Source organism: Methylococcus capsulatus (assembly GCF_036864975.1).
In the GTDB taxonomy this organism is placed as follows: Bacteria; Pseudomonadota; Gammaproteobacteria; order Methylococcales; family Methylococcaceae; genus Methylococcus.
In genome coordinates, this window is record NZ_CP104311.1 from 2,875,722 (window position 1) to 2,901,953 (window position 26,232).

Annotated in this window: 19 protein-coding genes; 13 read left to right on the forward strand and 6 right to left on the reverse strand. The window is 62.9% G+C overall.

Going from position 1 to position 26,232, the window contains the following annotated elements:
- Window positions 1–170: 170 nt before the first annotated feature.
- The 6 genes from N4J17_RS14055 to N4J17_RS14080 all read left to right on the forward strand — a co-directional run bounded on the left by N4J17_RS14055 (window position 171) and on the right by N4J17_RS14080 (window position 8,135).
- Window positions 171–1,673 carry a DUF2779 domain-containing protein gene (locus N4J17_RS14055; RefSeq protein ID WP_277458239.1) on the forward strand — a complete coding sequence of 501 codons (1,503 nt, stop codon included), beginning with the start codon at window positions 171–173 and terminating at the stop codon, window positions 1,671–1,673.
- 121 nt (window positions 1,674–1,794) lie between these two features.
- Window positions 1,795–2,847, forward strand: coding sequence for a helix-turn-helix transcriptional regulator (locus N4J17_RS14060; RefSeq protein WP_198322039.1), 1,053 nt, complete (start codon window positions 1,795–1,797; stop codon window positions 2,845–2,847).
- A 255-nt stretch (window positions 2,848–3,102) separates the two neighbouring features.
- The gene (locus N4J17_RS14065; RefSeq protein WP_198324346.1) at window positions 3,103–4,047 is read left to right on the forward strand and encodes an IS110 family transposase; all 945 of its coding nucleotides are present in this window, start codon (window positions 3,103–3,105) and stop codon (window positions 4,045–4,047) included.
- A 28-nt stretch (window positions 4,048–4,075) separates the two neighbouring features.
- Complete coding sequence (locus N4J17_RS14070) at window positions 4,076–4,636, forward strand: helix-turn-helix domain-containing protein (protein WP_198323852.1); 561 nt, start codon at window positions 4,076–4,078, stop codon at window positions 4,634–4,636.
- 113 nt (window positions 4,637–4,749) lie between these two features.
- Complete coding sequence (locus N4J17_RS14075) at window positions 4,750–5,799, forward strand: PspC domain-containing protein (protein ID WP_198323851.1); 1,050 nt, start codon at window positions 4,750–4,752, stop codon at window positions 5,797–5,799.
- Window positions 5,799–8,135, forward strand: coding sequence for a mechanosensitive ion channel domain-containing protein (locus N4J17_RS14080; RefSeq protein WP_232470673.1), 2,337 nt, complete (start codon window positions 5,799–5,801; stop codon window positions 8,133–8,135). Before N4J17_RS14075 ends, N4J17_RS14080 begins: the two co-directional genes overlap by 1 nt.
- On the opposite strand, the gene N4J17_RS14085 is transcribed toward N4J17_RS14080, so the two are convergent.
- Window positions 8,136–9,356: a toxic anion resistance protein gene (locus N4J17_RS14085; protein ID WP_198323849.1), complete on the reverse strand. Its 1,221-nt coding sequence runs from the start codon at window positions 9,354–9,356 to the stop codon at window positions 8,136–8,138.
- 206 nt (window positions 9,357–9,562) lie between these two features.
- On the opposite strand from N4J17_RS14085, the gene N4J17_RS14090 reads away from it, so the two are divergent.
- The 5 genes from N4J17_RS14090 (at window position 9,563) to N4J17_RS14110 (ending at window position 15,393) form a co-directional block, all read left to right on the forward strand.
- Window positions 9,563–12,472: a ribonucleoside-diphosphate reductase subunit alpha gene (locus N4J17_RS14090; RefSeq protein ID WP_198323848.1), complete on the forward strand. Its 2,910-nt coding sequence runs from the start codon at window positions 9,563–9,565 to the stop codon at window positions 12,470–12,472.
- Window positions 12,473–12,585: 113 nt separating this feature from the next.
- The gene (locus tag N4J17_RS14095; protein ID WP_198323847.1) at window positions 12,586–13,005 is read left to right on the forward strand and encodes a hypothetical protein; all 420 of its coding nucleotides are present in this window, start codon (window positions 12,586–12,588) and stop codon (window positions 13,003–13,005) included.
- 35 nt (window positions 13,006–13,040) lie between these two features.
- On the forward strand, window positions 13,041–13,595 hold the full coding sequence (locus N4J17_RS14100; RefSeq protein WP_277458503.1) for a cytochrome b: 555 nt from the start codon (window positions 13,041–13,043) through the stop codon (window positions 13,593–13,595).
- A 54-nt stretch (window positions 13,596–13,649) separates the two neighbouring features.
- Window positions 13,650–14,861, forward strand: coding sequence for a ribonucleotide-diphosphate reductase subunit beta (locus N4J17_RS14105; RefSeq protein ID WP_198323846.1), 1,212 nt, complete (start codon window positions 13,650–13,652; stop codon window positions 14,859–14,861).
- 121 nt (window positions 14,862–14,982) lie between these two features.
- The gene (locus tag N4J17_RS14110) at window positions 14,983–15,393 is read left to right on the forward strand and encodes a VanZ family protein (protein WP_198323845.1); all 411 of its coding nucleotides are present in this window, start codon (window positions 14,983–14,985) and stop codon (window positions 15,391–15,393) included.
- On the opposite strand, the gene N4J17_RS14115 is transcribed toward N4J17_RS14110, so the two are convergent.
- Window positions 15,320–16,471 carry a fatty acid desaturase gene (locus N4J17_RS14115; RefSeq protein WP_232470670.1) on the reverse strand — a complete coding sequence of 384 codons (1,152 nt, stop codon included), beginning with the start codon at window positions 16,469–16,471 and terminating at the stop codon, window positions 15,320–15,322. The genes N4J17_RS14110 and N4J17_RS14115 overlap by 74 nt on opposite strands.
- A gap of 20 nt (window positions 16,472–16,491) precedes the next feature.
- Between N4J17_RS14115 and N4J17_RS14120 the strand changes: the two genes are divergently transcribed.
- Both N4J17_RS14120 and N4J17_RS14125 read left to right on the forward strand, forming a co-directional pair.
- A complete protein-coding gene (locus N4J17_RS14120) occupies window positions 16,492–18,255 on the forward strand; it encodes a carbamoyltransferase family protein (RefSeq protein ID WP_232470669.1) in 1,764 nt (587 codons plus the stop codon).
- Window positions 18,252–20,228: an iron-containing redox enzyme family protein gene (locus N4J17_RS14125; RefSeq protein ID WP_232470667.1), complete on the forward strand. Its 1,977-nt coding sequence runs from the start codon at window positions 18,252–18,254 to the stop codon at window positions 20,226–20,228. Before N4J17_RS14120 ends, N4J17_RS14125 begins: the two co-directional genes overlap by 4 nt.
- 94 nt (window positions 20,229–20,322) lie before the next feature.
- Here N4J17_RS14125 and N4J17_RS14130 read toward each other — a convergent pair whose 3' ends face one another.
- From N4J17_RS14130 to N4J17_RS14145, 4 genes are read right to left on the reverse strand one after another with little or no spacing between them, the layout of a single operon-like run.
- Window positions 20,323–23,070 (reverse strand): phospholipase D-like domain-containing anti-phage protein, encoded by a 2,748-nt coding sequence (locus tag N4J17_RS14130; protein WP_198323843.1) that lies wholly within the window; start codon window positions 23,068–23,070, stop codon window positions 20,323–20,325.
- Window positions 23,071–23,081: 11 nt separating this feature from the next.
- Window positions 23,082–24,494, reverse strand: a complete 1,413-nt coding sequence (locus tag N4J17_RS14135) for a hypothetical protein (protein WP_198323842.1) — start codon at window positions 24,492–24,494, stop codon at window positions 23,082–23,084.
- Window positions 24,491–25,810: a ParA family protein gene (locus N4J17_RS14140; RefSeq protein ID WP_198323841.1), complete on the reverse strand. Its 1,320-nt coding sequence runs from the start codon at window positions 25,808–25,810 to the stop codon at window positions 24,491–24,493. Before N4J17_RS14140 ends, N4J17_RS14135 begins: the two co-directional genes overlap by 4 nt.
- Window positions 25,807–26,223 (reverse strand): hypothetical protein, encoded by a 417-nt coding sequence (locus N4J17_RS14145; RefSeq protein WP_198323840.1) that lies wholly within the window; start codon window positions 26,221–26,223, stop codon window positions 25,807–25,809. The genes N4J17_RS14140 and N4J17_RS14145 overlap by 4 nt, the downstream gene beginning before the upstream one ends.
- Between the last annotated feature and the right edge of the window lie 9 nt (window positions 26,224–26,232).

The following is a 26,232-nucleotide window of genomic DNA, read 5'->3' on the forward strand; positions in this document are numbered from 1 at the left end:
TGGCGGAGAACCATTGAATGCGATCACCACGACAGTTGAAGTCGCACTCGTTGCGGCACGGTTTCGCGGGTAGGCCTGCGCCCTGCCCACTCACCGTCGAAAGCCGGGCGCGACGTGTGCTGACGCGAGTGGGGCTAAACTGAACTCCTCATTCCTGGGAGGCGTATTACGTGGCCTACGGCTTGTCCAAATCGAAACTGATGGCCCACTGCCAGTGCCCGAAGCGCCTCTGGCTGCTGCTTCATCGGCCGGAACTGACCGAATGGGCCGATGCCTCGGCCATCGCCATCCAACACGGCTACGGTATCGGCGAGGTGGCGCGGACGCTGTATCCGGATGGCTGGCTCATCGACGGCGCCAACCTGGCGGATGCCCTGGCCGACACCCGGCTGGCGCTGGCCTCCCAACTGAACCGGACGCTGTTCGAAGCCACATTCGAGCATGAGGGCGTGCTGATCCGGGCCGACGTGCTGATACCGGAAGAGGGAGAGCACCGGCTGGTCGAAGTGAAAGCCAGCACACGGGTGAAGGACTATCACCTCAGCGACTGCGCCATCCAGGCCTGGGTCTGCCGCCAGGCCGGCCTGAGCTTGAGCCGGGTCGAGCTGGCCCACGTCGACAGCGGTTTCGTCTATCCCGGCGGCGGCGACTACCGCGGATTGCTGCGGCACGTCGATCTGACCGGGACCATCGAACCCCTGATATCCCAAGTGCCCGGGTGGATCGAAGCCGCCCGCGCCACGCTCGAAGGCGGCGAACCGGCCATCGCGCCGGGGGCGCAATGCCATGTCCCTTACGCCTGCCCTTTCCTCGGCCATTGCGCCGACGCCGCGGGGCTACCCGAAGAATCCGAATTCCCGCTGCGGCTGCTGCCGTACCCCGGCAAGCTGATCGAAGAACTCGAAGCCGAAGGCTACCGGGATCTGCGCGACGTGCCTGCCGAACGCCTCGCCAAACCGAAACACCGGCGCATCCACCGGGTCGCCCTCAGCGGCGAAGCCGAGCTCGATCCCGCCGCCGCGAACGCCCTGTCCCGACACGAATACCCGCGCTACTACCTGGACTTCGAGAGCATCCAGTTCGCCGTGCCCCGCTGGGCCGGCACCCGCCCCTACCAGCAGCTCGTGTTCCAATGGTCCTGCCATGTCGAGGACGCGCCAGGCGAGCTGCGCCACCTGGAATTCCTCGACGGCAGCGGCGGCGACCCGCGCCGCCCGTTCGCCGAAGCCCTGATCGAAGCGCTGGGCGAACACCGCCCGGTATTCGTCTACAACATCGGCTTCGAACGTACCCGCACGAACGAACTGGCAAGCGATTTCCCCGACCTGTCCGCGCCGCTGCTGGCGATCGGCGAACGCATGGTCGACCTGCTGCCTCTCGTCCGCAATCACTACTATCATCCCGGCATGGACGGCTCCTGGTCGATCAAGAGCGTGCTGCCCACCCTCGCCCCGGACCTCGATTACACGGCCTTGCAAGTCCAACACGGCGCCATGGCCCAGGAGGCCTACGCCGAACTCATCGACCCCGGCACGGTTCCGAAGCGCCGCGGCGAACTGCGGCGGAGCCTACTCGACTATTGCCGGCTCGACACCCTGGCCATGGTCCGTCTGGCCTGGTATCTGGAAGGCAGAGCCGGCGCACCCTCGCCCTCTGGAACTGGGCCAGGGTGAGAATTCTTTTCAACGCCGGATCACTCCGCCCCCTACCAGCTGGGGACCTCTGGAACTGGGCCAGGGTGAGAATTCTTTTCAACCCCGAACTCTCCGAAACCGACCCGCAACGAGAACCCCCATGGCCAGAAAACAATACGGCGAATCCCTCACCCAGTATTTCGAGCTGCTGAAGCTGATTCCCAAGCATCCCGCCCAAGCCACCGCCAGCGAACTGCAAGCCAAGCTCAGCGAACAGCTCGGAAAGCGCATCAGCAAACGCTGGGTCGAACGCGCCCTCGACACGCTCGGCCAGCAATTCCCCCTCCACTGCAACGACAAAGGCACACCTTACGGCTGGTGCTGGGGAAAAGACGCCTCGCTCGACATCCCCAGCCTGACGCTGCGGGAAGCTCAGACCCTCGCCCTGGTCAAGCAACAGCTCGCCCCCCTGCTGCCGCCCGCGCACCTCGAACCCCTGCAAACCGTGTTCGGCCACGCCGAAGAAAAACTCGAGGCCGATCAGGCCAGGAACCCCGGACGACGCCACTGGCAGGACAAGATACGCACCCTGCCCGCCTGGCAGCCGCTGCTGCCGCCGCAGGTCGACGCGGCAGTGCGCGACACCGTGTTCGAGGCCCTGGATCGCGGCAAACAGCTCCGGGTGAACTACCAGAAGCCCAGGCAGGACGAGCCGGTGGAATACACCCTGCACCCCCTCGCCCTCATCCAGCGCGGCGTCTCGATCTACCTGGTCTGCACCTACGACGGCTACGACGACCCGCGGGTCGTCGCCCTCCACCGCTTCAAAACCGCCGAGCGGCTGGACGCCCCCGCCGAACGTCCCGCGGGTTTCGACCTCGACCGCGCCATCGCCGACGGCCTGTTCGGCATGGGCGGCAGCCTCGAACCAATCCGCCTCGTCGCCCGGTTTTACAACCTCGTCGGCCAGCACCTGCTGGACACCCCTCTTTCCGACGACCAGAAGGTGGAGCCCTGCGATCCCTACCACTTCGTGCTCACCGCCACCGTCCTGCACACCGGCCAGCTCGAATGGTGGCTCTGCTCGTTCGGCGCCGACGTGGAAGTGCTCGAACCCGCCGAGCTGCGCGAGGCGATGGCGAAACGGACGCGCTGGCTGGCGAGGAAATACCCCGAGAAACCCTCGGAACCGGAAACCGGCGAGCCGGAATGATGGGGCCACGGGACGAAAAGATTCCCGGCTCGATGACCGGTTACGAAAACAATGCCACACAACATACCCTTGTATGTTCTTCCCTGAGCCACGGAGGTATGAATAAGAGGTTCGGAGGAAGATAGATCGTTGACCCTCGAAGCCGAGAAATTGAGCTTGTGGGAGAGCGTGGATCGTCTTTCTTCTTTTGTTGGCAGAGCCCGAACAGTTGCTGGGACGGAAGTCCGAATTTTTACAAGGTGGGGTGTGTACGACATGAATAACGAAGAGCGATTTGCCGGGGTGGATGTATCGAAGGCGTATTTGGATTTGGGAGTCAGTCCCGAGGGCGGGGTCGAGCGTTTTAGCAATGATGAGGCAGGGGTCACGGCACTGATCCAGCGACTCCTCACGCTCCAACCGGCGTTAGTCGTCTTGGAGGCGACCGGGGGACTCGAAACCTTGCTCGCGGCTTCCGGTCGAGTGGCCGGACTGCCGTTGGCCGTCGTCAATGCTCGCCAAGTGCGTGACTTCGCCAAGGCCACCGGCCGGCTCGCGAAAACCGATAAGCTGGATGCCCTGGTATTGGCCCATTTCGCCAAGGCCGTGCGCCCCGAAGTTCGCGCCGGCCGGACCGAGGCAGAGCAAGCCTTGGTGGAACTGGTCGCCCGGCGACGGCAATTAGTGGAGATGCGCGCCCAAGAGAGAACCCGCTTGGCGATGGCCGGCTCACGGCAAAAACAGGGCTTAAAGGAGCACATTGCCTGGCTGGACGAGCATATCGCTCGACTCGACGGGGATTTGAAAAACCGGCTGCGCGAATCGGACATTTGGAAAACCCGAGTCGACCTGCTCCAAAGTGCACCGGGCGTAGGCCCCGTGACGATGCTCACGTTGCTGTCGTATCTGCCAGAACTCGGCAAACTCAACCGGCGCGAGATCGCTGCCCGGGTGGGATTGGCGCCGTTTAATCGGGACAGTGGCTTCCAGCGAGGACGGCGGAGGATTTGGGGCGGACGAGCGGAAGTGCGCTCGGTGCTGTACATGGCGACCTTGGCCGCTACCCGAGGCGATAATCCCATCGCCACCTTCCATCGTCGATTGGTCGAAAAAGGCAAACCGGCCAAGGTCGCTTTAACGGCGGCCATGCGTAAGCTCCTCACCAGCCTGAATGCCATGCTGAAACAAAATAAACCTTGGTCATGCCCACAAATCGCTTGACCTCCAACACAGTTGCTCTCCCTACGACATGACGGGGGTGGCCGGCGATCTCAAGACGCGATTGAACCTGGGACTGTCCGTATCCATCGATCCGCCGGACCTGGAGACCCGCGCCGCGGTCCTCATTCAAAAGGCGCGGACCTGGGGGATCGACTTGCCTCCTGAGGTGGCGTTTTTCCTCGGCAGGCGCATCCGTAGGGATCTGGCGGAGCTGGAAAGGGCGCTGTTTCGGCTGGCGGCATGCGCCCGGCAGCCCATCACGCTCGAAACCGCGGCCTGGGAACTGCGTCACGTCATCGCCTTGCCGGAACGGATGATCACCGTCGAACGCGTCCAGGCAGCGGTGGCGGACCATTTCGGCATCGCTCCCGGCGATCTGCTGTCGAACCGGCATGCCCTTCCGCTCCAGCTTGCCATGGCTTTGTGCCTGGAGCTTACCGATCATGGCCTCGAGGAAGTTGGCCGCAGGTTCGGAGGCAGAGACGCCGCGGCGGTGCTGCTCGCCTGCCGTGAGGCGCAGACAGCGCGGGAAACCGATGCGCGATTCCGGGACGATTTTTCCCATTTGCTGGGAATACTCGCCCTCTGACCGGGCGCCCCCCGGATTTCGGGGAACGCATCCCGGACTGGAGGGAACAGGCACGGGCCGAGTTGCGCTATGCTTGGCGGGTTTACGGCCGCCCGATGGTTTCGATGCGATCCATGCAACCCCCTTCTGCCCTCCCCCGTTCATCCCGCCTCGAACGCGATCCCGACCGCCGCCGCATCGGCGGCGTGTGCGCGGGGATCGCACGCTATTTCGGGCTGGACGTGTCGCTGGTCCGCCTGATCTTCCTGGTCTCGATCTTCTTCAGCTTCAGCTTTACCTTCTGGCTCTACCTGGTGCTCTGGCTGGTGCTGCCGGCGCGGGGAGCGGGTTTGTCCTGGGGACTGCGGAGAAAGGCGCGGGGTCTGGCCCGGCGGTTCGACGGCGCCCGTACGCGGGCGACGCTGCCGGCGCTGCAAGCCAAGCTGTCGGAGACCGAAGCTTTGGTGCAGTCACTGCTTCCACAGCTCGATCTTCCCCGCTCGCAGCAGTCGCCGGCAACGCTGGCGGTGCGCAAGGCGGTACTGGAAGAGCTGCCCGCGCTGCTGAACCATTATCTGGAACTTCCCGAGCACTACGCTGCCACTCACAGCCTCGACGACGGCAGGATGCCCGAACAGCAGCTCGTCGCCGAGCTCGATACGCTGGAACAGAGCCTGCGGCAGGTCGCGTTCGAAACATTCAGCGAGCGTTTCGCCCGCACCGCCGGCAATCTGGACCAGCTTCGTGAACAGTTCGACGAAAACCCGGCGGCGACGGTACGGGCGCGGCTGGAAGCCCTGCAACACCGCCTCGCCGGACGTCTCGACCCCGAGACGGAAGCCCGGATCGCCAGCATCGGCGAGTCGCTGCTCGCGGCTCTGGACCGGCTCCTGCGCACGGCCCATGAGGCCGACCCCATGCTCTACGACGTCCGCCGCATCGCCCTGGAATATCTGCCGGATGCGGTGGAGCACTATCTCGCGCTGCCCCCCGACCTGGCCCGCACCGAACCGCTGCTGCACGGCAAGACGGCGCAGGCGGTGCTCCATGAACAGCTCGACGTGCTGGACCAGTCCCTGCGCCAGATGCTGAGCAGCCTGTACCGGGATGACGCCCAGGCCATCGCGGTGCATGCCCGATTCTTGAAAGAGAAATTTGACCGCTCGCAGACCGGATGGGATTGATGGCAACACTGAACCTGTGCGGCCGTATGGCTACGCTGTTGACGCTGGTCGCTTTGGTCGCACCCGGCGCATCCGGCGAGATTCCCGCAGTACCGGGCGGCAATGGCAAGGCGGAAGCTTCCGCTGCCCCGGCCGCGATGCCCGCCCCCGCGGAACTGCGTCTGGAAATCCGGCGAAAACTGGAAGATGCCACCGCCCTGCGCGACAGACTGGCGAGCGAGGACAACGCGCCGGAATTTACGCCCGAGGACAAGGCGCTGGCCCGCCGCCAGGCCGATCTCCTGGTCTATATCTATCAAGTCGAATTGGAAACCTTGTCGGAACAGGAAGCGGCGAGCCGGGCCCGTGATGAGGCCAAGGCCAAGGAAGCGGCCTGGTCGGGTTTCGACCAGCCGCCGCCCTATTCGGTGCTGATGCTGGACGATCTTCAGGATGCGCTCGATGCCGCCCGGACCAAAATTGCGGCGTTCGAATCGGCCCAGGTCCAACTCCAACGCGACGCCGTCCGCTTCGAGACGGACGCCAGGCAGGAAAAGGCCGCCGTGAGGCTGGCCGCCGAAGCCGTGGAGAAGGCCAAAACTCCGGAGGATGCAGCCAAAGCGAAGTCGAACCAGGCGCTGGCCCAACTGCGCCAACGCGTGACGGACAACCGTCTGGCCTGGAGCGGTCTCGAACTCATCCTGGCCAAGACCCGCCTTGAAACTTCGAGGTCGGAAGCCGCGCTGCTCCATAGGCAGATCGCCAAGGCCAGAGACCATGGCTCGTTCACACCCCAGGACCTGGAGGGCATACTGGACGGCCTGCGGCAGTCTCAGCAGCCCTTGGAGCAGGAACAGCAAAGCATTCTGTCCGATCACGAGCGCTGGAGCCGGGAGCGCGATGCAGCCGCGCGAGCACTGCAGCAGGCCAAAGCCGATGCCGCCACACCGGCGCCGGAGACCGATGCGATCAGCGCGCGCCTGAGAGCCGCCGACGCCTGGTTGCAGACTCTCCGGTTCCGCAGCTACGCCGTGAACACGATCGGGGCGATCGGCCGCTATCTGTCCGACCTCTGGAAGCAACGCTACCTCCTGGTAACCAGCTCCGACCCCGAAACCAGGCGCCAGGCACTCGATCTCATCGGCCAGAGCATCGAACGGCTGCAGCCCGTCTTGGCCTATCTCGACGGTGAGTCGGAACTGGCGTACGCAGAAGAACGCGGCCAGGCGGCACGGCTGGACAAGCTGCAGCGCAGTACCGACCAGATCAGGGGCTACGAACAATCGGCGGCCGACGCCTACCGCGCCCGCCTGGAGGCCGTCCAGAAATTGCGACTCTTCGTGGATCGGACCGAACGCACGCTTCAGCGTTGGCGGGACGAACACAAGGTCCAACTCAGCGCGCTCGGTTTCGAACAGCGGCTGGGCGAGTTTGTCGCCGCGGTCACCGCGATCGCCAAAGCGCTCTGGCAGTTCGAACTGTTCGCCGTGGATGACAGCATCGAAATCGAAGGCAAAGCCGTCGCCGTCAGCCGCAGCGTGACTTTCGGCAAGAGCGTAGGCGCGGTGCTGCTGTTCCTGCTCGGCTACTGGCTGTCCGGCGTATTCACCGGGCGGATCAGGCGCACGCTGATCTCGCATTTCGGCATCGATCCACCCCAGGCCAATCTGTTCCGCCGTTGGCTGCGCGCTGCTTTCACCCTGGTGGTGCTCCTGGTCGTGCTCGACTTCATGAGCATCCCCCTCACCGCCTTCGCCTTCCTGGGTGGCGCCCTGGCCATCGGCGTGGGCTTCGGTACCCAGACCCTGCTGAAAAATTTCATCAGCGGCGCCCTGATCCTGTTCGAACGCAAGATCAAGGTCGGTGACATCGTGGAAGTGGACGGCATCGTCGGCACGGTGACTGACGTCGACGTCCGCTCGTCGACGGTGCGCGGCTTCGACGGCGTGGAAACGATGATCCCGAATTCGACCTTCCTCGAAAACAAGGTCACCAACTGGACCTACACCACGCCGAAGCTGCGGCGCTCGGTCAAGATAGGCGTCGCCTACGGCTCGCCTTCGCACCGGGTTTCCGACATCCTGCTCGAATGCGCCGGCCGCCACGGCCTGATTCTCGACGACCCGGCACCGTTCGTGTGGTTCGAGGATTTCGGCGAAAATTCGCTGGTTTTCGGGCTCTATTACTGGCTGGAGATGCACCCGTCCATGAGCGCCTACCAGATCGCCAGCGACTTGCGCTTCATGATCGAGAAACGCTTCGCCGAGGACGGAATCACGCTGGCCTTCCCCCAGCGCGACGTACATCTCGACAGCGTCCGGCCGCTCCAGATCGAGATGGTGCCGCCCCGGACCTGACTACAGAACGATCTCGTCTTGCTTCGCAGGAGGCAGGGTGCCCGCCACCTCGGCTACCGTCTCTTCCCGAGTACGGTCGAGATAGGTCTTCGACCGGGCAACCGCCTGGGTTAGAGCGTCCACCGTCTGCCGCATGTGATCCAGCGCCTGCAGCTTGTACGCAGCGACCCTGTCCATGGTCTCATAGATGTTCTGGAATGCGGCCTGGAGCTGATTCAGATCGACGGCTGTACTGCCGGCCTGCTCCTGGACTCTGCCCGCCTGCTGCTTGAGCATGGCCGAGGTGGCTTCGATCAGACCGCCGGTGGTGGCGCGCAGGGCCCCGACCTGGTCCAGCACCAGCTTCTGGTTGGCCAGGGCCTGGGCGACGACGACCGCGGTACGCAGCGCGGAAATGGTGGTCGTGGTCGCCCGCTCCACGCCCTTGATGAGTTCGAGGTTGTTCTTGCGGATCATGTCCATGGCCAGGTAGCCCTGAATGGTCACGGCGAGCTGCGTGAGGATGTCCTGCACCTTCTGGCGCACGTAGAACTGCAGCTCCTCGCGCACCACTCGGGCTTTCTCCGGGTCCTGCAGCTCGATCTCGGCCAGCTTCTGTTCCAATGCGGCGTCGATCCTCTTGCCGACATAGACATACTGCTCCAGCTTTTCCATGATTTTCCATGCCTGGATCTTTTCTTCCTCGATCGCGGCATTGTCTTTGCGCAGTTCGTCCTGGCCGGCGTACAGAGCCTGGATGATGCCGTTGATATGGGCCTGAGCCGATTCGTACTGGCGGAAATAATCGTGGATACGGCTGCCCATAGGGATCAGCCCCAGCAGTTTGCGCGGCTCCAGCAGATTGCCCTGGCGCGCGGGGTCCAGCTCTTCCACCTTGGCCCGCAGATCCAGCAGGGCGCGGGAAATGTCCGAGCCGCTGTCGAACACCCCGGCGCTCATGGCCCGCATGGGCTTTTCCAGCAGGCGGTTGGAAATGCCGGCCGCCGCCCTGATTTCCTCGTTCCCCAGGGTGTGTGCCCCGGTCAGTCTGGCCTTGAACTCCTCACTGTGCAGCGGATGATCGATGACCGTGGCGATGAAGTCCTCCACCTTCATGTCCAGCTTCGCCAGCGTCTCCGGCTCCAGCCGGACCATGCCGGCCGCCTGCGCCTCGTCGACCGAATGGACCGGTTGTGGCGGAGCGAGCAATTCAGGGGGCGTCAGCTCGGGATTTGTGCTCATCGGGACTCCGTCATGGAAGGAAACGAAAAGCGCAACTTTATCACCCCGCCGCCTGGACATGCGAACCGGCGCGGCCCGGCGCCGTTTGTCCACAGGCCATCCACAGTTCATCCACCGCTTGAACACAATATAATGTGCTTGACTGAACTAAAAAATACCGTCTATAGTGTTCATAAGCGCGACCACAACCCCAGGAGGTCCTGTTCATGCTTACCGAAAACGCCGCCCGCCCCTTCTCCGACATCTCACCCGATGCCGCTCCGGCCGAACTCCGCAGCCTGTCCCCCGGCGAAGTACGGGTCATCCGCCGCAACGGCAAAGTGACGGGTTTCGACGCCGCCAAAATCAGCGTCGCCATCACCAAAGCCTTCCTCGCCGTGGAAGGCGGCAACGCGGCGGCGAGCCGGCGCATCCATGAAAGCGTGGAAGAGCTGACGGATCTGGTGGTCAAGGCACTGCTGCGGCGCCTCCCCGGCGGCGGCACCATCCATATCGAGGACATCCAGGACCAGGTCGAACTGGCGCTGATGCGTGCCGGCCACCAAAAGGTCGCCCGCGCCTATGTGCTGTACCGGGAGGAGCGTGCCCGTCTGCGCGCCGAGAAACAGAAAGAGGAAAATGCGCCGGGCGGTAGGGAAGACGTCTGCCAAGTCACCCTGGAAGACGGTAGCCGTAAGCCCTTGGACACCGCTCGTCTCCGGCGGGTGGTGGAAGAAGCTTGCCGCGGTCTCGCGGACGTCGAACCGGAGTGGATCATCGAGGAAACCCGTCGCAACCTGTTTGACGGCGTGCCCGAAAAAGAAGTTGCGCCGACCCTGGTGATGACCGCCCGCACCCGCATCGAGCAGGAATCCAACTATTCCTATGTCGCGGCCCGCTTGCTGCTGGATGCGCTGCGGCGGGAAGCCCTGAGTTTTCTCGGCCATGGCACCATTTCGGCCACCCAGGACGAGATGGGCGAGCGCTACGGCGAATATTTCAAGGACTACGTGAAGCGAGGCGTCGAGCTGGAGCTGCTGTCGCCAGAACTGATGCGCTTCGACCTGCAGCGGTTGGGGGAAGCGCTCAAACCGGAACGCGATCTGCAGTTCAATTATTTGGGTCTCCAGACCCTGTACGACCGCTATTTCATCCACAGCGGGGATATCCGCTTCGAATTGCCTCAGGCATTCTTCATGCGTGTCGCCATGGGTCTGGCCGTCCAGGAAATCGACCGTGAGGAACGGGCGATCGAGTTCTACGACCTCTTGTCCTCCTTCGACTTCATGTCTTCGACGCCGACGCTGTTCAACGCCGGCACCCTGCGGCCACAGCTCTCATCCTGCTATTTGACCACCGTACCTGACGACCTGGACGGCATCTACAGCGCCATCAAGGACAACGCCCTGTTGTCCAAGTTTGCCGGGGGTTTGGGCAACGACTGGACCCGGGTGCGCGGCATGGGCGCCCACATCAAGGGCACCAACGGCAAATCCCAGGGGGTAGTGCCCTTCCTCAAAGTCGCCAACGACACGGCGGTCGCAGTCAATCAGGGTGGGAAGCGCAAAGGCGCGGTTTGCGCCTATCTGGAAACCTGGCACATCGACATCGAGGAATTCTTAGACCTCAGAAAGAACACTGGCGATGACCGCCGCCGCACCCACGACATGAACACAGCCAATTGGGTGCCGGACCTGTTCATGAAACGGGTGGCGGAAGACAAGGATTGGACCCTGTTCTCGCCGAACGACACGCCCGACCTCCACGACCTGACGGGCCTGGCCTTCGAACGGCGCTATCTCGAATACGAAGCCAAGGCGGACCGTGGCGAAATCAAGCTGTACAAGCGCCTGCCCGCCAACCAGTTATGGCGCAAAATGCTGTCGATGCTGTTCGAGACCGGCCATCCTTGGCTGGCTTTCAAGGACCCCTGCAATCTGCGTTATACCAACCAACATGCCGGCGTAGTGCATTCGTCCAACCTCTGCACGGAAATCACCCTGCACACCAACGACCATGAAATCGCCGTATGCAACCTGGGCTCCGTGAACCTGGCGGCGCACATCACGCCGGACGGCGCGCTTGACACGACGAAGCTACAGCGGACCATCGCCATCGGCATGCGCATGCTGGACAATGTCATCGACATCAACTACTACAGCGTGCCGGAGGCGCGCCGCTCCAATCTGCGCCACCGTCCGGTAGGCTTAGGAATCATGGGATTCCAGGATGCTCTCTATAAGCTGCGGCTGCCCTATGCCTCGCAGGAAGCCGTGGCCTTCGCCGACCTGAGCATGGAGACGGTGAGCTACTACGCGATCCAGGCCTCCTGCGACCTGGCCGCGGAGCGGGGCCGCTACAGCAGCTTCGACGGCTCGTTGTGGAGCCGCGGCGTGCTGCCGATCGATTCGATCGCGCTGCTGGAAGAGGGCCGCGGCGGCTATCTGCAGATGGACCAAAGCCTGACCCTGGACTGGAACGCACTGCGGGAACGCGTCCGCACGGTCGGTATGCGCAACAGCAACACCATGGCCATCGCCCCCACGGCAACGATCTCGAACATCTGCGGCGTATCGCAGTCCATCGAGCCGACCTACCAGAACCTGTTCGTCAAATCAAACCTGTCGGGCGAATTCACTGTGGTCAACCCCTATCTGGTGCAGGACCTCAAGGCCCTGGGGCTGTGGGATGCCGTCATGATCAACGACCTCAAGTACTACGACGGCAGCGTGCAGAAAATCGAGCGCATCCCGGAAACCCTGAAACAGCTCTATGCCACCGCATTCGAAATCGACGCTCGGTGGTTGATCGAGGCGGGTTCGCGCCGCCAGAAATGGCTGGATCAGTCGCAATCGCTGAACCTCTACCTGGCCGAGCCCTCCGGGAAAAAGCTCGACACGCTCTACAAACTGGCCTGGGTTCGCGGTCTGAAAACCACGTATTACCTGCGTTCGCTGGGCGCCACCCACGTGGAAAAGAGTACGGCCTTCGACGGCAAACTCAATGCGGTGAAAACCGACCCGATCGACGATGCGATCCCCGGCCTACGGTCGCTGGAAGCCGCCCATGCCGATGCCCGGCCGGCCGAGTCCAGGGCCTGTCTGATCGACGATCCGACTTGCGAAGCCTGCCAGTAGCCGGAACGCCCATCCTTGTGCATTATGGACCTGGCATCCGGTAAGGCCGTCGGGTCCTGGCGGAAGGCTCCCTGAAAACAACTGAAATCATAAGAGAGGAAAGGAGAGGCAAAATGAGTGAACTGACCAAACTCATCTACGCATTCGTAGGCATCATGATCGTCGGTTTCGGGATCGTCTATTTCTCCAAGGAAACTGAGCAGGACAAAGTCGGCCAGGCACTGCTGATGTCGGGCAACATGTTGAACACCTATGCGAGGGAATCCTGCACCCAGGCTGGCGAAGCCAAGGCCGGCACTCATCTTTACATGCCGAGCGAGTCGCAGAGCGACGGCAACAGCTATGTGAGCCTGACCTGGAACTACACCGACAACGGCGACCACGTGCTGACTTGCCGCTACGAACGCGACAAGGGTATCACCGAGATGACGCTCGACGGCGCTCCGGTCGGCAACGTCAGCGTGGACCGGGGGGCAGATGCGCCTTCGCGCGCTGCAGGTGCGGCCAACGGCAAGCACGACGCCGGCCACTGAGACCGTCCCCTGTTCTGCGATCGGGAAGTGCATCCATGAATACGACCCAGGGCGAATACACGACCACCGCCAAATGGCTGCATTGGATCATGGCCGCGCTGATCGTGTTGGCATGGCTGATCGGTTTCTACGTCTCGGACCTGCCGAAAGGACCGGAGAAAGCCGCCATCATGGCCTGGCACAAAGGGTTGGGCATGGCAGTGCTGGCCCTGATGACCGTCCGGCTGGCCTGGCGACTGCTCCATCCGCCACCCCGGCTGCCGGACACCCTGTCGCCCGGTCTGCAACGGGCAGCGCATTCGGCACACTGGACGCTGTACGGGCTGATGATCGCCCAGCCACTGAGCGGCTGGGCCGTCAGCTCGGCCAACGGCTATCCAGTGAAGCTGTTCGGCCTGATTACACTGCCTGCCCTGGTCGAAAAGAACGAGGTCCTGGCACAAACCTTCGTGGAGATCCACGAATTCCTGGGCTGGGGTCTGGCCCTCGCGGTGGTGGGTCATGTCGTCATGGCGATCAAACATCATCATGTGGACCGCAACGGCATTCTGCACCGGATGCTGCCTGGCCGCCGCCCGGCCTCCGAGTGAGCCGGCCTCTTTCCTTATCCGTGACCTCGATATGACTCTAAGGGAGTAACAACCATGCTGAACTGGGAAGATCCTCTGGCCGGCCTGACGCCACGGCCGAATCCGCCGACCAATACCACCCTCACTCTGGACCTGGAAACCTGCGTCGATCCCACTCCGAAACCGGGCACGGTGCCCGCCGGAACCCGGCTCGACAGCGTGGCGCCTGCCACCGGCGCGACCGGCCTGGAAAACATCGAGAGAGGTGCCCGCCGTATCCAGGTGGACGACAAGCGCATCATCAACTGCCGCGCCGACCTCAACCAACTGGTGCCGTTCAAGTATCAATGGGCCTGGCAGAAGTATCTGGACGCCTGCGCCAACCACTGGATGCCGCAGGAAATCAACATGAACGCCGACATCGCCCTGTGGAAGAGCGCCGACGGTTTGACCCCGGACGAGCGCACCATCATCAAACGCAACCTGGGTTTCTTTTCCACGGCCGACTCCCTGGTGGCCAACAACCTGGTGCTGGCCGTCTACCGCCACATCACCAACCCGGAATGCCGCCAATACCTGCTGCGCCAGGCGTTCGAAGAGGCCCTGCACACCCACGCCTATCAATACGTGGTGGAGTCTCTGGGGCTGGATGAGGGCGAGGTCTTCAACATGTACCGCGAGGTCCCGGCGGTGGCGCGCAAGGCCGAATGGGCCCTGCCCTTCACCCAGTATCTTGCCGACCCGCACTTCAAGACCGGCACGCCGGAAAACGACCAGAAGCTGCTGCGCGAGTTGATCGCCTTCTATGTGATCTTCGAGGGCATCTTTTTCTATGTCGGATTCACCCAGATCCTCTCCATGGGCCGGCGCAACAAGATGACCGGCACCGCCGAGCAGTTCCAGTACATCATGCGCGACGAATCCATGCACATGAATTTCGGCATCGACGTGATCAATCAAATCAAGTTGGAAAATCCACACCTGTGGACGGAAAGCTTCAAGGCCGAAATGGTGCAGATGATCCGCGAGGCGGTGGACATCGAAACCCAATACGCCTACGATACCATGCCGCGCGGCATCCTCGGCTTGAATGCGCCGATGTTCAAGGAGTATCTCCAGTTCATCGCCAACCGCCGTTGCGCCCAGATCGGCCTGCCGGAGCAATATCCGGGCGTGACCAACCCCTTTCCCTGGATGAGCGAAGTGCTGGACCTGAAGAAAGAAAAGAACTTCTTCGAGACCCGTGTCACCGAATACCAAACCGGCGGCACGCTGAGCTGGGACTGAACGGGCATCAAAAGCGCAACGCGGCCGCCGTGATTTCCGCTCTACGCACGGGCTTACCCCGTCTGGCCCGTGTGGGAAATCCGGCGACTTTTTTCGCCTGAGCCTGATCAATGCAGCGGGCATGAATGATCTGACCCAGAACGCATACCGCTACACTCCCCTTTGGCGCTGCCTCGGCTGGACCATGGTCGCCGTGGTCGTCGTTCTCTCCCTGCTTCCCCAATTACCCCAGCCCCCGTCCGTCCTGGGCTGGGACAAAGCCCAGCATTTTCTCGCTTATGCGGTGCTGACCGTATGGTTCTGCCAGTGTTATTCCCGCCACTGGCGCTGGCCGGCCTTCTTTGTCGCGCTGGGGGGTGTCCTGGAGCTGCTGCAGGGGTTCACCGGTGTCAGAACCACAGACCCTTTCGACATATTAGCCAACAGCATCGGGGTATCCATAGGTCTTGGTCTGAGCTTTACGCCGCTGGCATCCGGCCTGCGCCGGTTCGACGATCTCGTTTCCCGCTGCCTGGAAACGCCGGCCGAATAGCGCCGCCTGCCGAATCTGCCTTCGGAGGCTGCGGTTCCACCCTTCCCTGTTCCAGATCGAGCCGACGTTCCGCCCAGATCCGGTAGCTCTCGTTGCGCCGCTGTACCCACAGCGCCATGCCCATGTAGCCGTAAGGCATTTGCGGTCCTTCCACCACGGTGCGCAGTGCCGCGAAATCTACACCGGGACGGAGATGGTGGTCGGCATGGCGGGTCAGCGCCAGAAACATGAACAGGCTCACGGCCGAATCGTTGCGCCAGGCAAGGGCTCTCGCAGGACCGGAATCTTCGGTCAAACCGTAGTGCTGGAAATAGTTGACCGACTCCAGCGTCCGTATGGCCCCCCTCGCCTGATGCAGCAATACCAGCATCGCCAGCGGACCGAACAATACCGTGTAGACCACCAGCCATGCCAGTTCGAACGCCATCCCCGCCAAAGCCGCACCGCGCCGGACCGACCAGGCGATGCGCCATTGTTGACGCAGCCCGCGCCGGTAGAATGCTTCGAAGCTCTCTCCTCGGAACGCCGTCGAAGGATCGTCAGCGGTTCCCAGCCGGGCGTGGTGCCCCAGCTTGTGTGCCAGGTAGAAATGATCGTAGCCCAAGGTAGCCAGCAGCAGCCGTCCCAGACAGCGCTGCCCGGCCGAGTGGCGGTGGATCAACTCATGCGCGGGGCAAATGCCTGCAGAAACGAAGTCCGCCGAGACCATCGCCCGGATCACCAGCAGATCGGCCAGGCTCGCCCCGATTTCCGCCATGCCATTCCAGCCCAGTTGGGAAACCATCCGTCCCAAGGCGAACAGATTCACCAGCTGCAGGATCGACAGCAGATACAGCAGGGCATCGAAAAGCACAACCGGGACCGATTCCGGCACGGTTCGGGTTTCCGCCGGCCCGAAAGACTCGGCCAGCAGCAGGAGCAGCATGGGCAGGGTCCACAGCAATGCCACCAGCGGACGGTGGGGGCCGCTGGCGAGGAATCCGAATACCGTCAGAGGAAACACCAGACTGAGGCTGTACCCGGTCCACCATGGCAGCGACCGAATGGTCCTCCACCGGGTTTTCGATAGAATGCTCATGAGCTTTGCGGAACCTCACGATGCGGCCATCCAAAGCGCGAACCTACTATCTCGGCCTGTGCCTGACCTACCACGATCCGGCCCTGGCGATCGTCGGCCCCGATGGCTGCGTACTGTTCGCCGAAGCCGCCGAACGGCGGCTCCAGAGCAAGCGGGCCCTGAATACTCCGCCTGATGACCCGTTCCACTTGCCCCTGCTGTTGCAGGAGCATTGCGCCGATGCCCGCGAGTTCGTCGTCGCTTGCAACTGGCAGGCCACCCGTCCCCTACACGAGCACTTTGCGCGCTGGCTGGGCTGGCTGTCCCCCCGCGGCATCCTCACCAATGCCGGCCGGCGGGTGCATACCTGGCTGGAACCTTACCAGATCTACCACATGCAGGCCGCACAGCATCATGTCCTCGAGAGCCGTCTGCTCAATCTGGCGCGGACTCTGCGCCGTGATTTCCCCGACATTCCGGTCCGCATTCGTGGCTACGACCACCACCTCTGCCATGCCGCCCTGGCCTGCTATGCCAGCCCCTTCGACACCGCCGCCTGTGCTGTGATCGACTCCTACGGCGAAACCGGCTCGATGGCCTTCTTCGACTACCGCGACGGCAGACTGCGCCCGATCGCCCGGCAGCGGGGACCGCAGAGTCTCGGATTCTACTATATGAAGCTCACCGAGCTGTGCGGCTTCGACTGGCTGGGCGGCGACGAATGGAAGGTCATGGGGCTGGCTTCCTATGGCCGCGACGATCCTGAAATCCTGACTTGCCTGCGCGATATGATGACAGTGGAAGGACTGGAGCTCAGGACACGGTATCCGGTTTTTTTCGACCGCCTGCGGCAACTGGAATCTCGTCGACGTCGTCCTGGCCAAACTGCGGAGTCCGTGGCCGACCTCGCTCACAGCGGTCAGCATTTTTTCAGCGACACCGTGCATTGCTTACTCAGCCATCTGCATGACCGCCAGGGCTCGCCCAATCTCGCCCTGGCCGGCGGCTGCGCCCTTAATTCGGTCTGCAATGGCCGCATTCTGGAGTCTACACCGTTTCGGACCCTCTATGTGCCCCCGGCCCCGGCCGACGATGGCACGGCCCTGGGCGCCGCCTGGCTGGCTTACCGGGAAGATCATCAGGGGCAGGTATTCGAAGCCAGCCATCTGTCGCCTTATCTCGGCAGTGCAATCCCTGCGAAGGACATCGAGCGTTTCGCCCGTTACGCCGGTGTGCCGGTACGGCGACTCCCCGGTGAGGGACTCATCGGCGCCGCCGCAGAGCTGTTGGTAAAGGGCAAGATTCTCGGCTGGATGCAGGGAAGGGCCGAGTTCGGTCCCCGCGCTCTGGGCAACCGCTCCATCCTGGCCGATCCCCGCCGTGCGGACACGGGCGACCGGATCAACCGCGAAGTGAAATTCCGCGAACCCTTCCGTCCCTACGCCCCAGCCATCCTCGGCGAGCACGGCCCGGACTGGTTTCTGGCCTATCAGGAATCGCCCTACATGGAGCGGACCCTGCGTTTCCGACCGGAGGCGCGCGAGCGGGTGCCGGCGGTGGTCCATGTGGACGGAACCGGACGGCCGCAGACCGTGAATCCGGAATGGAACCCGCGCTTCCACGACCTGCTCGCCCGCTTCCACTGCCAAAGCGGCGTGCCGGTGCTGCTCAACACCAGCTTCAACGTCATGGGTAAACCCATCGTACACTGCATGGAGGATGCGTTCGGGGTATTCCTGGGTTCGGGCATGGATGCCCTAGCGGTCGGCGATTACCTCTTCACCAAACCGGAGACGATGCCTTGACCTGCTCGCGCAGACTGTGTCGGGCGCTGTTGCACGGCCCCCCGGATGCCGAATCGCTGAGGATGGCCGAGGCGTTTTTCCAATCTGCGCTGGCCGGGCAAAGCGGTCCGGCTCCGGATTTCGGGCGCCCCTGGTCGGCGCCGGCATTACCTCTGCCGGACGATCCGGTCGAGCGCCGTAACATTCTTCTTGCCTTGGCACCGGCCATGCTGCTGGATCAGATCTGCCTGGCCGGTGCGGCACAACCCGCCACCGCCCACCGTCCGGCCGAGTGCCATTTGTTCGATCTGTATTGCCACAGCATCGGCCTGGATAATCCCGCCGTCTCGGCCCCCTTCCGATTTCGGGCCGGACTCACCCTGGCCGGGGTGGCCTTGCCCTCCTTGAACGATCCCGCCTTTTTCCAAACTCCGGGCATCCCCGATTTCGCCTGGAACCTGCCGACCGCCCAGCTCTGCCTGTTCCACTGGCCGCGCCGCTATTTTCCCGAGCTGCTGGGCTGGACTCTGGCCCACAACCTGCGCGAACCGGCCTGGTGGGACGGGTGGCAAGGCGCCGACCCAAGTGACATGGCCCGCAACCGCACCCTGGCCCATGCGGCGCTGCAGGCTTGTGAAGGCCTGGACGAAGAGCGCATCCGTGCCGGCTGGGACCTTTATCGCCGACTATTCGCCGAGCTGTTGAATCAGACTGCCGCCACGGCTGACCGGAAGCTTCCGGCGAAGGAGGCGCTGGCCCTGATCATCCAAGCCAGGCGCAGCCATGCCGTCGGCCATCATGGAAGAATCCTGCTGGCCGGACGCAGCCTCGATGAATGGCTGGCGGATCCCGATCCGGAGCCGCTGCTCCGGGCCCTGCGCGGTTCGCCCTGGGTGGACTGGGACCGACCCGTAGCCAGCCGGCTGATCCGCGCCATGGATTTCGGCGGACCGATGTTCGGTGTATTCGACCGCGCCGAGCGGCAGGTCTGGCTGGACTGGATCGAAGCCGAAGATCGCCCGATCCCGCTTGCCCCGCAAGCTCCAGCATTCGTGCCACGGCCCGCCGAGGCCGGGCTGGCACCGGGCGACGGCTTCAGGTCGAAACGGGCACTTTACACGGTCTTGTTGGGCGCCGAATCGACCGTGGATGTGCCGGAACGGGCTGTCGCCGTGATGCACAGGATACTGCGCCTGACACGCATCATGCTGCCTTTACAGCGCGGGCATCGGCGCTTCTTTCCCTACAGCGAAACCGGCCTTCACGCCCGGACCGAGGCCATCCATGCCCACGAGATAAAGCGCTACCGCCCGTCCGACCCGCATCCCCAGATCGGCAAGGACTTCTGCCACTGGGTCATCCTCCAATTGGCCCCGACGATTCTGATCGACGGCTGCTGGCTGGCCCGCATCGGCACCGCCGCGGAATGTTTGGATACCGCCGGCCGCCACCTCCTCAAGATATACGCCGACGAGTTGGGCAACGGCCTGCCCGAACGTAACCACCCCAACGTCTACCGCCACCTGCTCGACCGGCTTGGCATCGAGCTGCCGCCCTTCGACAGCCCGGCATTCGCCAACGATCCGCGCTTTCTCGACGCCGCCTTCGACCTTCCGGTTTACCTCCTCGCCATGGGCTTATGCCCGCAGCGCTGTTTTCCTGAACTGTTGGGCCTCAACCTCGCCATCGAACTCAGCGGTCTGGGCGCCGGCTACATGCGGCTGATCGATGTACTGCGCAGCCACGGCATCGATCCCGCCATCGTCCAGCTGCACCTCAGTATCGACAATCTCGCCTCCGGCCATGCCGCCAGAGCGCGGGAGGCCATCATGCTTTACCTGGACGAAATGGAACGGAAAGGCGGACGGAAGATTTCGCGCCAGCTCTGGAAACGGATCTGGACCGGTTATCTGTCGCTCCACACCGCTGCATCGAGCCTGGCCTGGCGGCTTCACTGCCGGTCGGCCCGGAGCGCAAACCGGAAAGAACACTAAACCGTGAGTCTCGACATGCCTAATGAATCGATCGCCATCCACCCCCTCGTTCAGAATCTCGTTGGGGCCCTGGTTAAGAGATGGCGAGGTAGTTTCAAAGCAGTTTGCTCCCCCAGGCAACACTCATCAAAGAGACGAGGTCCCGCCTGGCCAGCACTTCGAAACAGTCTCGCCAGTCTTTCTCCAGCGGCATCATCGTGCCGGTGTAGCGCAAGTCGAAACCTGTCGCGGTCTTCTGCGCGTTGATGTACTCATCCAGCCTCTCGCCGAGGGTTTCGATGTCATCGATCCACTCGTCCTTGATGGTGTCCGGCAGCGAGCCGAAAAGGTCGTAGCGGTTCTTCATGCGCTCGGACAAGCGCTCGTAAATCTTTTCGTCTACCGTCTGCTCGAAAACCAGGTTGAGCATGTCCACTGTCTCGCGCCGCTGGCCGAAGCGCTTAATGCGGCCGATGCGCTGTTCCAGGCGCGTCGGGTTCCACGGCAAATCGACGTTGATCAGGGTGCCGAGGGTTTGCAGGTTCAGGCCCTCGCACGCGGCATCGGTCGCCACCATCAGGCGAATTTGGTGTTCGGCCACCATGCGCTTGAGCGTCTCGCGCTCGACGGTCACGCTGTCGCCGCGCTGATACAGCCGGCTGCGACCAGCGCCCGCGTATAGGCCGACCGCCTCCTCGGGATAGCGGGCCGCCAGCGAATCGGCCAGCCACTTCGCTGTGTCGTAGTATTGGCTGAAGATGACGACGCCCAAGCCGAGCCACTTTTCCTTGTCGAGGAAGTAGACGATGGCTTCCATCTTCGGGTCGACATCCAGCTGTTCCAGCCGGGCGATCAGCCGTTGCAGTACCTCGCGCTCCTCGTCCGTCTCGATCTTGAGGTCGGCTTCTCTATCTTCATCTTCTTCGTGCACGGCCTCGCCTTGCAGCAAGCGCCGCGCGGTTGCCAAGCCCGCATAAATGCTGGAGCAGATCCGCTGCTCCATCAGGTTCTTCATGAAGCCGCTGCCCTTGCCGCGCTTGGCCAGCGCCTTGCCGAAAGCACGGGCCTCGTCATAGGCCTGGCGGAAGTTTTCCGAGGTGCGCAGCGCCTTGCCTTCGAACAAGGCATCAAAAGCGCGCTGTTCCGATACTTGTCCTCGATCAGGATGCACATCCACGCCGACGCGAGCAAGCAGCCCCGCATCTTCAAGCTGCTGGCGCTTGCGCAGCACGACATGGCGCACCAACGGGTTCTCACGCTGAAAAAAGCTGGCTCCGGCGATGCGGCGTTCCAGTTCCTCCTCCAGAATCTCCCGTGTTTCTTCCGTCAAGTCGGCGAGCGACCGGTTGGTTTGCCACTCGCCGTTCTGCAGCCCCAAGTCTTGCCGGATGGCGGAGAACAAGCGCCGGGCGCGAGACTCAGTGGTCGACTCCGTGCGCGGCAGCGGCGAGCGCAGCAGCTCCCAAGCATGGGCGAGCGTCTCCACCTCCGCGCGGCCCGCGAGGATGTCGAGCACGTCGTCGGGACGATGCCAAGGGGCGAGGTCATGCCCCAGCACGAAGCGCCCTGGGCCCTGGTGCAGGATGCTCAGCAAATCCCACAGATCGGCGGGGTTGGTCTGAATCGGCGTGGCCGTGCCCAGCAGCACGTGAACGGCACGCGCGGCGATCTCACGCATGAAAGCCAGCAGCTCGTTCGGCGTTCCGGCCTCCTTGCCGAAGCCCTGGCGGGTTCTGGCTTTGTGCGCTTCGTCCAAGATCACGACACCGAAGCGCATACCGAGCAGGTGCTGCTTCTCCAGCGAATCGCGCATCATCAGTCCGGTGGAGACGATGCCGATCCGCAGCGGACAATGGGCGATCTGTTCGCGCCCCGCAGGGGAAATGACTCGCTCCTCCGCGTCCAACCAGACTTTGCCCACGGTATCCCAACGTGCGGTCGGGATACCCAGTTTGTCCAGCATCTCGGTCTGCCATTGCTCGGTCAGCGTGGCCGGGGCGAAGATCACCACCGGACGGCGCGGGCCGTTTTCCTTGTCGGACAGAAGGCACAGCGTCAGCGCGGCGGTGGCCAGCGAGAGCGTCTTGCCCAGGCCCACCTCATCGGCCAGCAGCAGACGCACCGTGCCGTACAGACGCTGGTGTCGTAGGCACTCAGTCAGGAAACCCTGCTGCCACGGCTGAAGCTGCTGTCCCTCGCGGTACAGCGGCGACTCGATCAACGCCGCAGGCGCGAGGTGCTCATCGTCCTCGATCTCGGTGAACTCGATCTCACGCCGAAACCCTCGCCGACGCACCTCGCGGATCACGGCCTGCGGCAGCGGCTTGGCGGCGTTCCAGAGAAAGTCGAACTCCTCCTCGATCCACGCCACGCCTTCCGGCGACTCGTCTTCCCACAGGATTTCGTAATGGTGCTGCCAGCCGCTCTTCGTCTCGTTCATCGAGCCGATGAAGCCCAACTTGCGGCCATCGGCCAGCGTGATCACGCCCGCCTTGCCATGCACAAAGCCGCAGATGTCGTCTGGTGCAACCCGCACGGCCTGGCCGTGCCGCTGCAGGAAGGCATCCAACCGGCGGTAACGGTCCCGGTTCAGCAGTGCCTCAGCTTCCAGACCACGTTCGTTCCAGCGGCCCAGCATCTTGCTCTCGCGCAGTTGCGCCACCTTCAAATCGTCTGGGTGAATGTCCACATTGCAGACGATCTTGACCTCCGGAATGTGCTCCAAGGCTTCGCCTGCTACCTCGAACAGAGAACTGGTGAAGTAGCCCGCAATGCGCTTGTAGCTCTTCGCGCCAATCAGATGCTGCATCAGGAAGCTCGCATCCAGCCGATGGGTGCGGGAGGAAAAGCGCCGAATGCTCATCGCACTTTTTCTCAGTTTTTGGGCTTTACGCCACCCTTGCGCCCCAAACCGAAACCCACGCGGTACAAGTCTGGCATGTCAATGCGCGCGTCTTTCTTAGTTTCGATCAACCCCAAGCGTTGCAGGTCTTCCATCAGGCCGTCCCAACCGCGTGCCGCATGCTCAGGAGGAAGACGATCCGATGGAATGCTCTGTGGCCCATCGGGAAACTTCGCTGACCAACGGGCCACGACCCCATCAAATTCGCAAGGGACGTTCAGGCCTTTCAGTTCGGACAGAACCAAGGGTACCCATGGATAGTCCTCAGCCACTTCCTGCACGCGAATCTCAGACGCTTTCTGGATTCCACGCTTGATGCTCTCGAAATGCAGCGCCAATTCGTATTGACCATAGCGCTCAGTAGAATCCTCCGCAGCCTGCCGGATCGCTGCAAGAAAAGACCGAGGTGAGGTGCGGCCTTGCCCGTCAGCCAAATGGCTGATGGCCCACGTGTAGGGCACACCACGGCGTCTGTCGCGCCCCATCCAGGGGCCGGCCAGACGTTCAAATGCTTTGCGCTGCGCCTCCGATTCGACCTTCATCTCGTCGGCGACGCGCCATATGCCGTCCTGAACGACATGCGGACAGATGGCGCGCAGACGCTCGCCATATGGCGATGGTGCGTTGATCAAACGCTGCCAGAGCAATCCGTGGAGGTCATGCCGACTCCAGGTCAACTCCGCCTTGGTCGCGGTGAGTTTGGAAGCGTCCGGAAAGTTGAATACCGTGCGTTCGGCCTGATCTTCCCGCAAGAAAACCTTGGCATACAGGCCAGAAAAATTCTTGAGCCAGAGTACGGCGCGCAACAGACCACGCACGATGTCATCCATGCGCTGCCAGACGTTGCTGGTGCGATCCAGTGCGTCGAACACAATCAGCCCGCGCCAGTCTCTCGGCTGCTGCATGAGCCGTGCGGCTGCTTCCGGCTCTGACTTCAGCCAAGCAACGGTCTCCATCCAGTCCTGGCAAGGAATTGCTTGCGAGGAGTTTTCCGCCACCCAGCGCAGGATCACGGCTCGCCACAAGTCATACGGGTCGCCGCCTTGGTCGAGGAAGACGGCGAACACATCGGCATTGGGGTAGCGGTCAATGCGCTCTACGTTGGCGAAACCAAGCCGTACATGAATACCGGCAAGTTCGGATGCCGCGCTCCCCAACAGCCTGCGCAAATGCTCCGACTCCAGCGCCGCAGTCCAGAACGATTTACCGACGCCACGCCCCCCCACGACGACATGCGCATCCAGGCGCAGCGCCTTGAGATGCGAGGGCGGCACGTAAAGCGTCGCCGCGTCCGGCGCCCCTCCGAAATGGCTCGTATCCAGCGGCGCGGAGAGGATGGCTTCACGCAGGGCTTGCGCCTCGGTCATCGCGGAATTCACACTCAAAACACACCTCCATCGATCACTTTGGGATAACCGTCGCCCCAACCCAAGGAGCGCACGATTCGCCCAATCAAGTCGCCAAATACATGCCGAACCTCGTCGTCATCGATTTGCGCGAGTCTTCCATGCAAGGTGCGCAATGCTGCAAAACCGCGATGCCAACGCACCCCCCAGGGCATGTGCGGCGCCAACTCGTTCGCAAGGTCAAAGCTCCATCCCTCGGCGTCGGCAGGAGGTATCTCGTCATACAGGGTCTCAAGGAAAAGGTCATAAGCCCGCTCGCGCAAATCCGTCAGATAGGCCGACGGATCGAGTTCTGGCACCAGCGCCGCGACGATTTGCAGCCGCTCGCGAATACACTCGGCGACACGGGCGCGCTGCCAGTGATCGAACAAGATCCGGTAACCGCTCCAGGTCTGGCTGCCATCCAGCGCGAAGAGCAAGACCATATTCGCACCCAGATCGGTGACGCAGCTCGAGGCCACCTCGTCGATCCCTGCGCGCGAATCGATGAGCACGATATCGGGTTGGATGCGCGCCTCCAGCGCCTGCAACAGCCTTTGCAAGCGGGCAGACCAAGACTCACGCGAGCCATCGCTGCGGACCTTTGGCATCCACACCCGACCGAGTTTTGCGATGTACTCGCCCGCGTTCTTCCCGTGAGCGGGCACCACATGGATTTCGCCGTCATGCGAAAGTCCGCTCGTGGCAACCATGCCATCGAGCACACCATCGGCGTTGTCGACCAGGTCCTCCACGAGCCAGTCGGTGATGCCATGCATGGGCTGGCGCTCCTGCGGCAGCAGACTTGAGGAGAGCCCCGGCGACTCCAGGTCCAGATCGAGCACCAGCAAGCGCTTGCCCAGCTGGGCCAGCTTCCAGGCGCAGGCCGCCAGCGCGGTCGAACGCCCGACACCGCCCTTGATGGAGAAGAAGACGATACGCGGCGCGCCTTCGGTTTCTGGGGCGATGTTCGCCCAGTTGCCCTCCGTCGCCAGCCGATCGACCACCCAGACATTGTCAAAGCCTTCCAGCGGGTAGCTTGCCGCACCTAAGCAAACCTCATCGCGGCTGGCCTCGTACAGGATGCCGGATTCGGCCGGATGGGCATGGGGTGAGATGCGCGTAGCAAGCGTCTGATAAAGCATCTCGACCTGCCGGCGCGCATCATCATCGGCCTCGATCCGTTCCGGGACGATGAAGCGCACGCGCCCGTTAAGGTCGCGATTGATCACCAGCCAAGGGAGTTGCTCCACCTGCGCTCGATGCGCTTCCAGCACTTCGGAAGCGGCGGGCACAATTTGATCGAAGGTCGTCATAGCAGCCCTTCCTTGCGTGCTTTCTTCAGCAATGCCCGGACGGCATCCGCTCCCGACTGGTGCGCCTGCGCGCGCGCCTGATCGAAATGCGATTGATGGGCATAGCGTTGCGAGACTTTCCAGTTGTCGAAAGGGTTTGCGCTGGGCAAGACATAAGCGGCGCCCTGATGGTGGCCGCAGCGATAGCTCTCGAAGCGCGTCCAGATGCCATCGGCGTGTTTGCGATCTGCTCCACTGGCGGGGCAGTCATTCGACGTGTCGTAAGGCATACCGAAGGCCAGCATCAGCCGCTTCAATCCGCACTCCGCCGCCATGCCGTAGAGGTGATCGGCATTCGCCCAGCGCTGCGCCTGGAGCAAGCGCTCCGCGTCCTCCCAGTGTCGTTCATGTGCATCCAGAAAATCCGCCTGCATGTTGTCTCC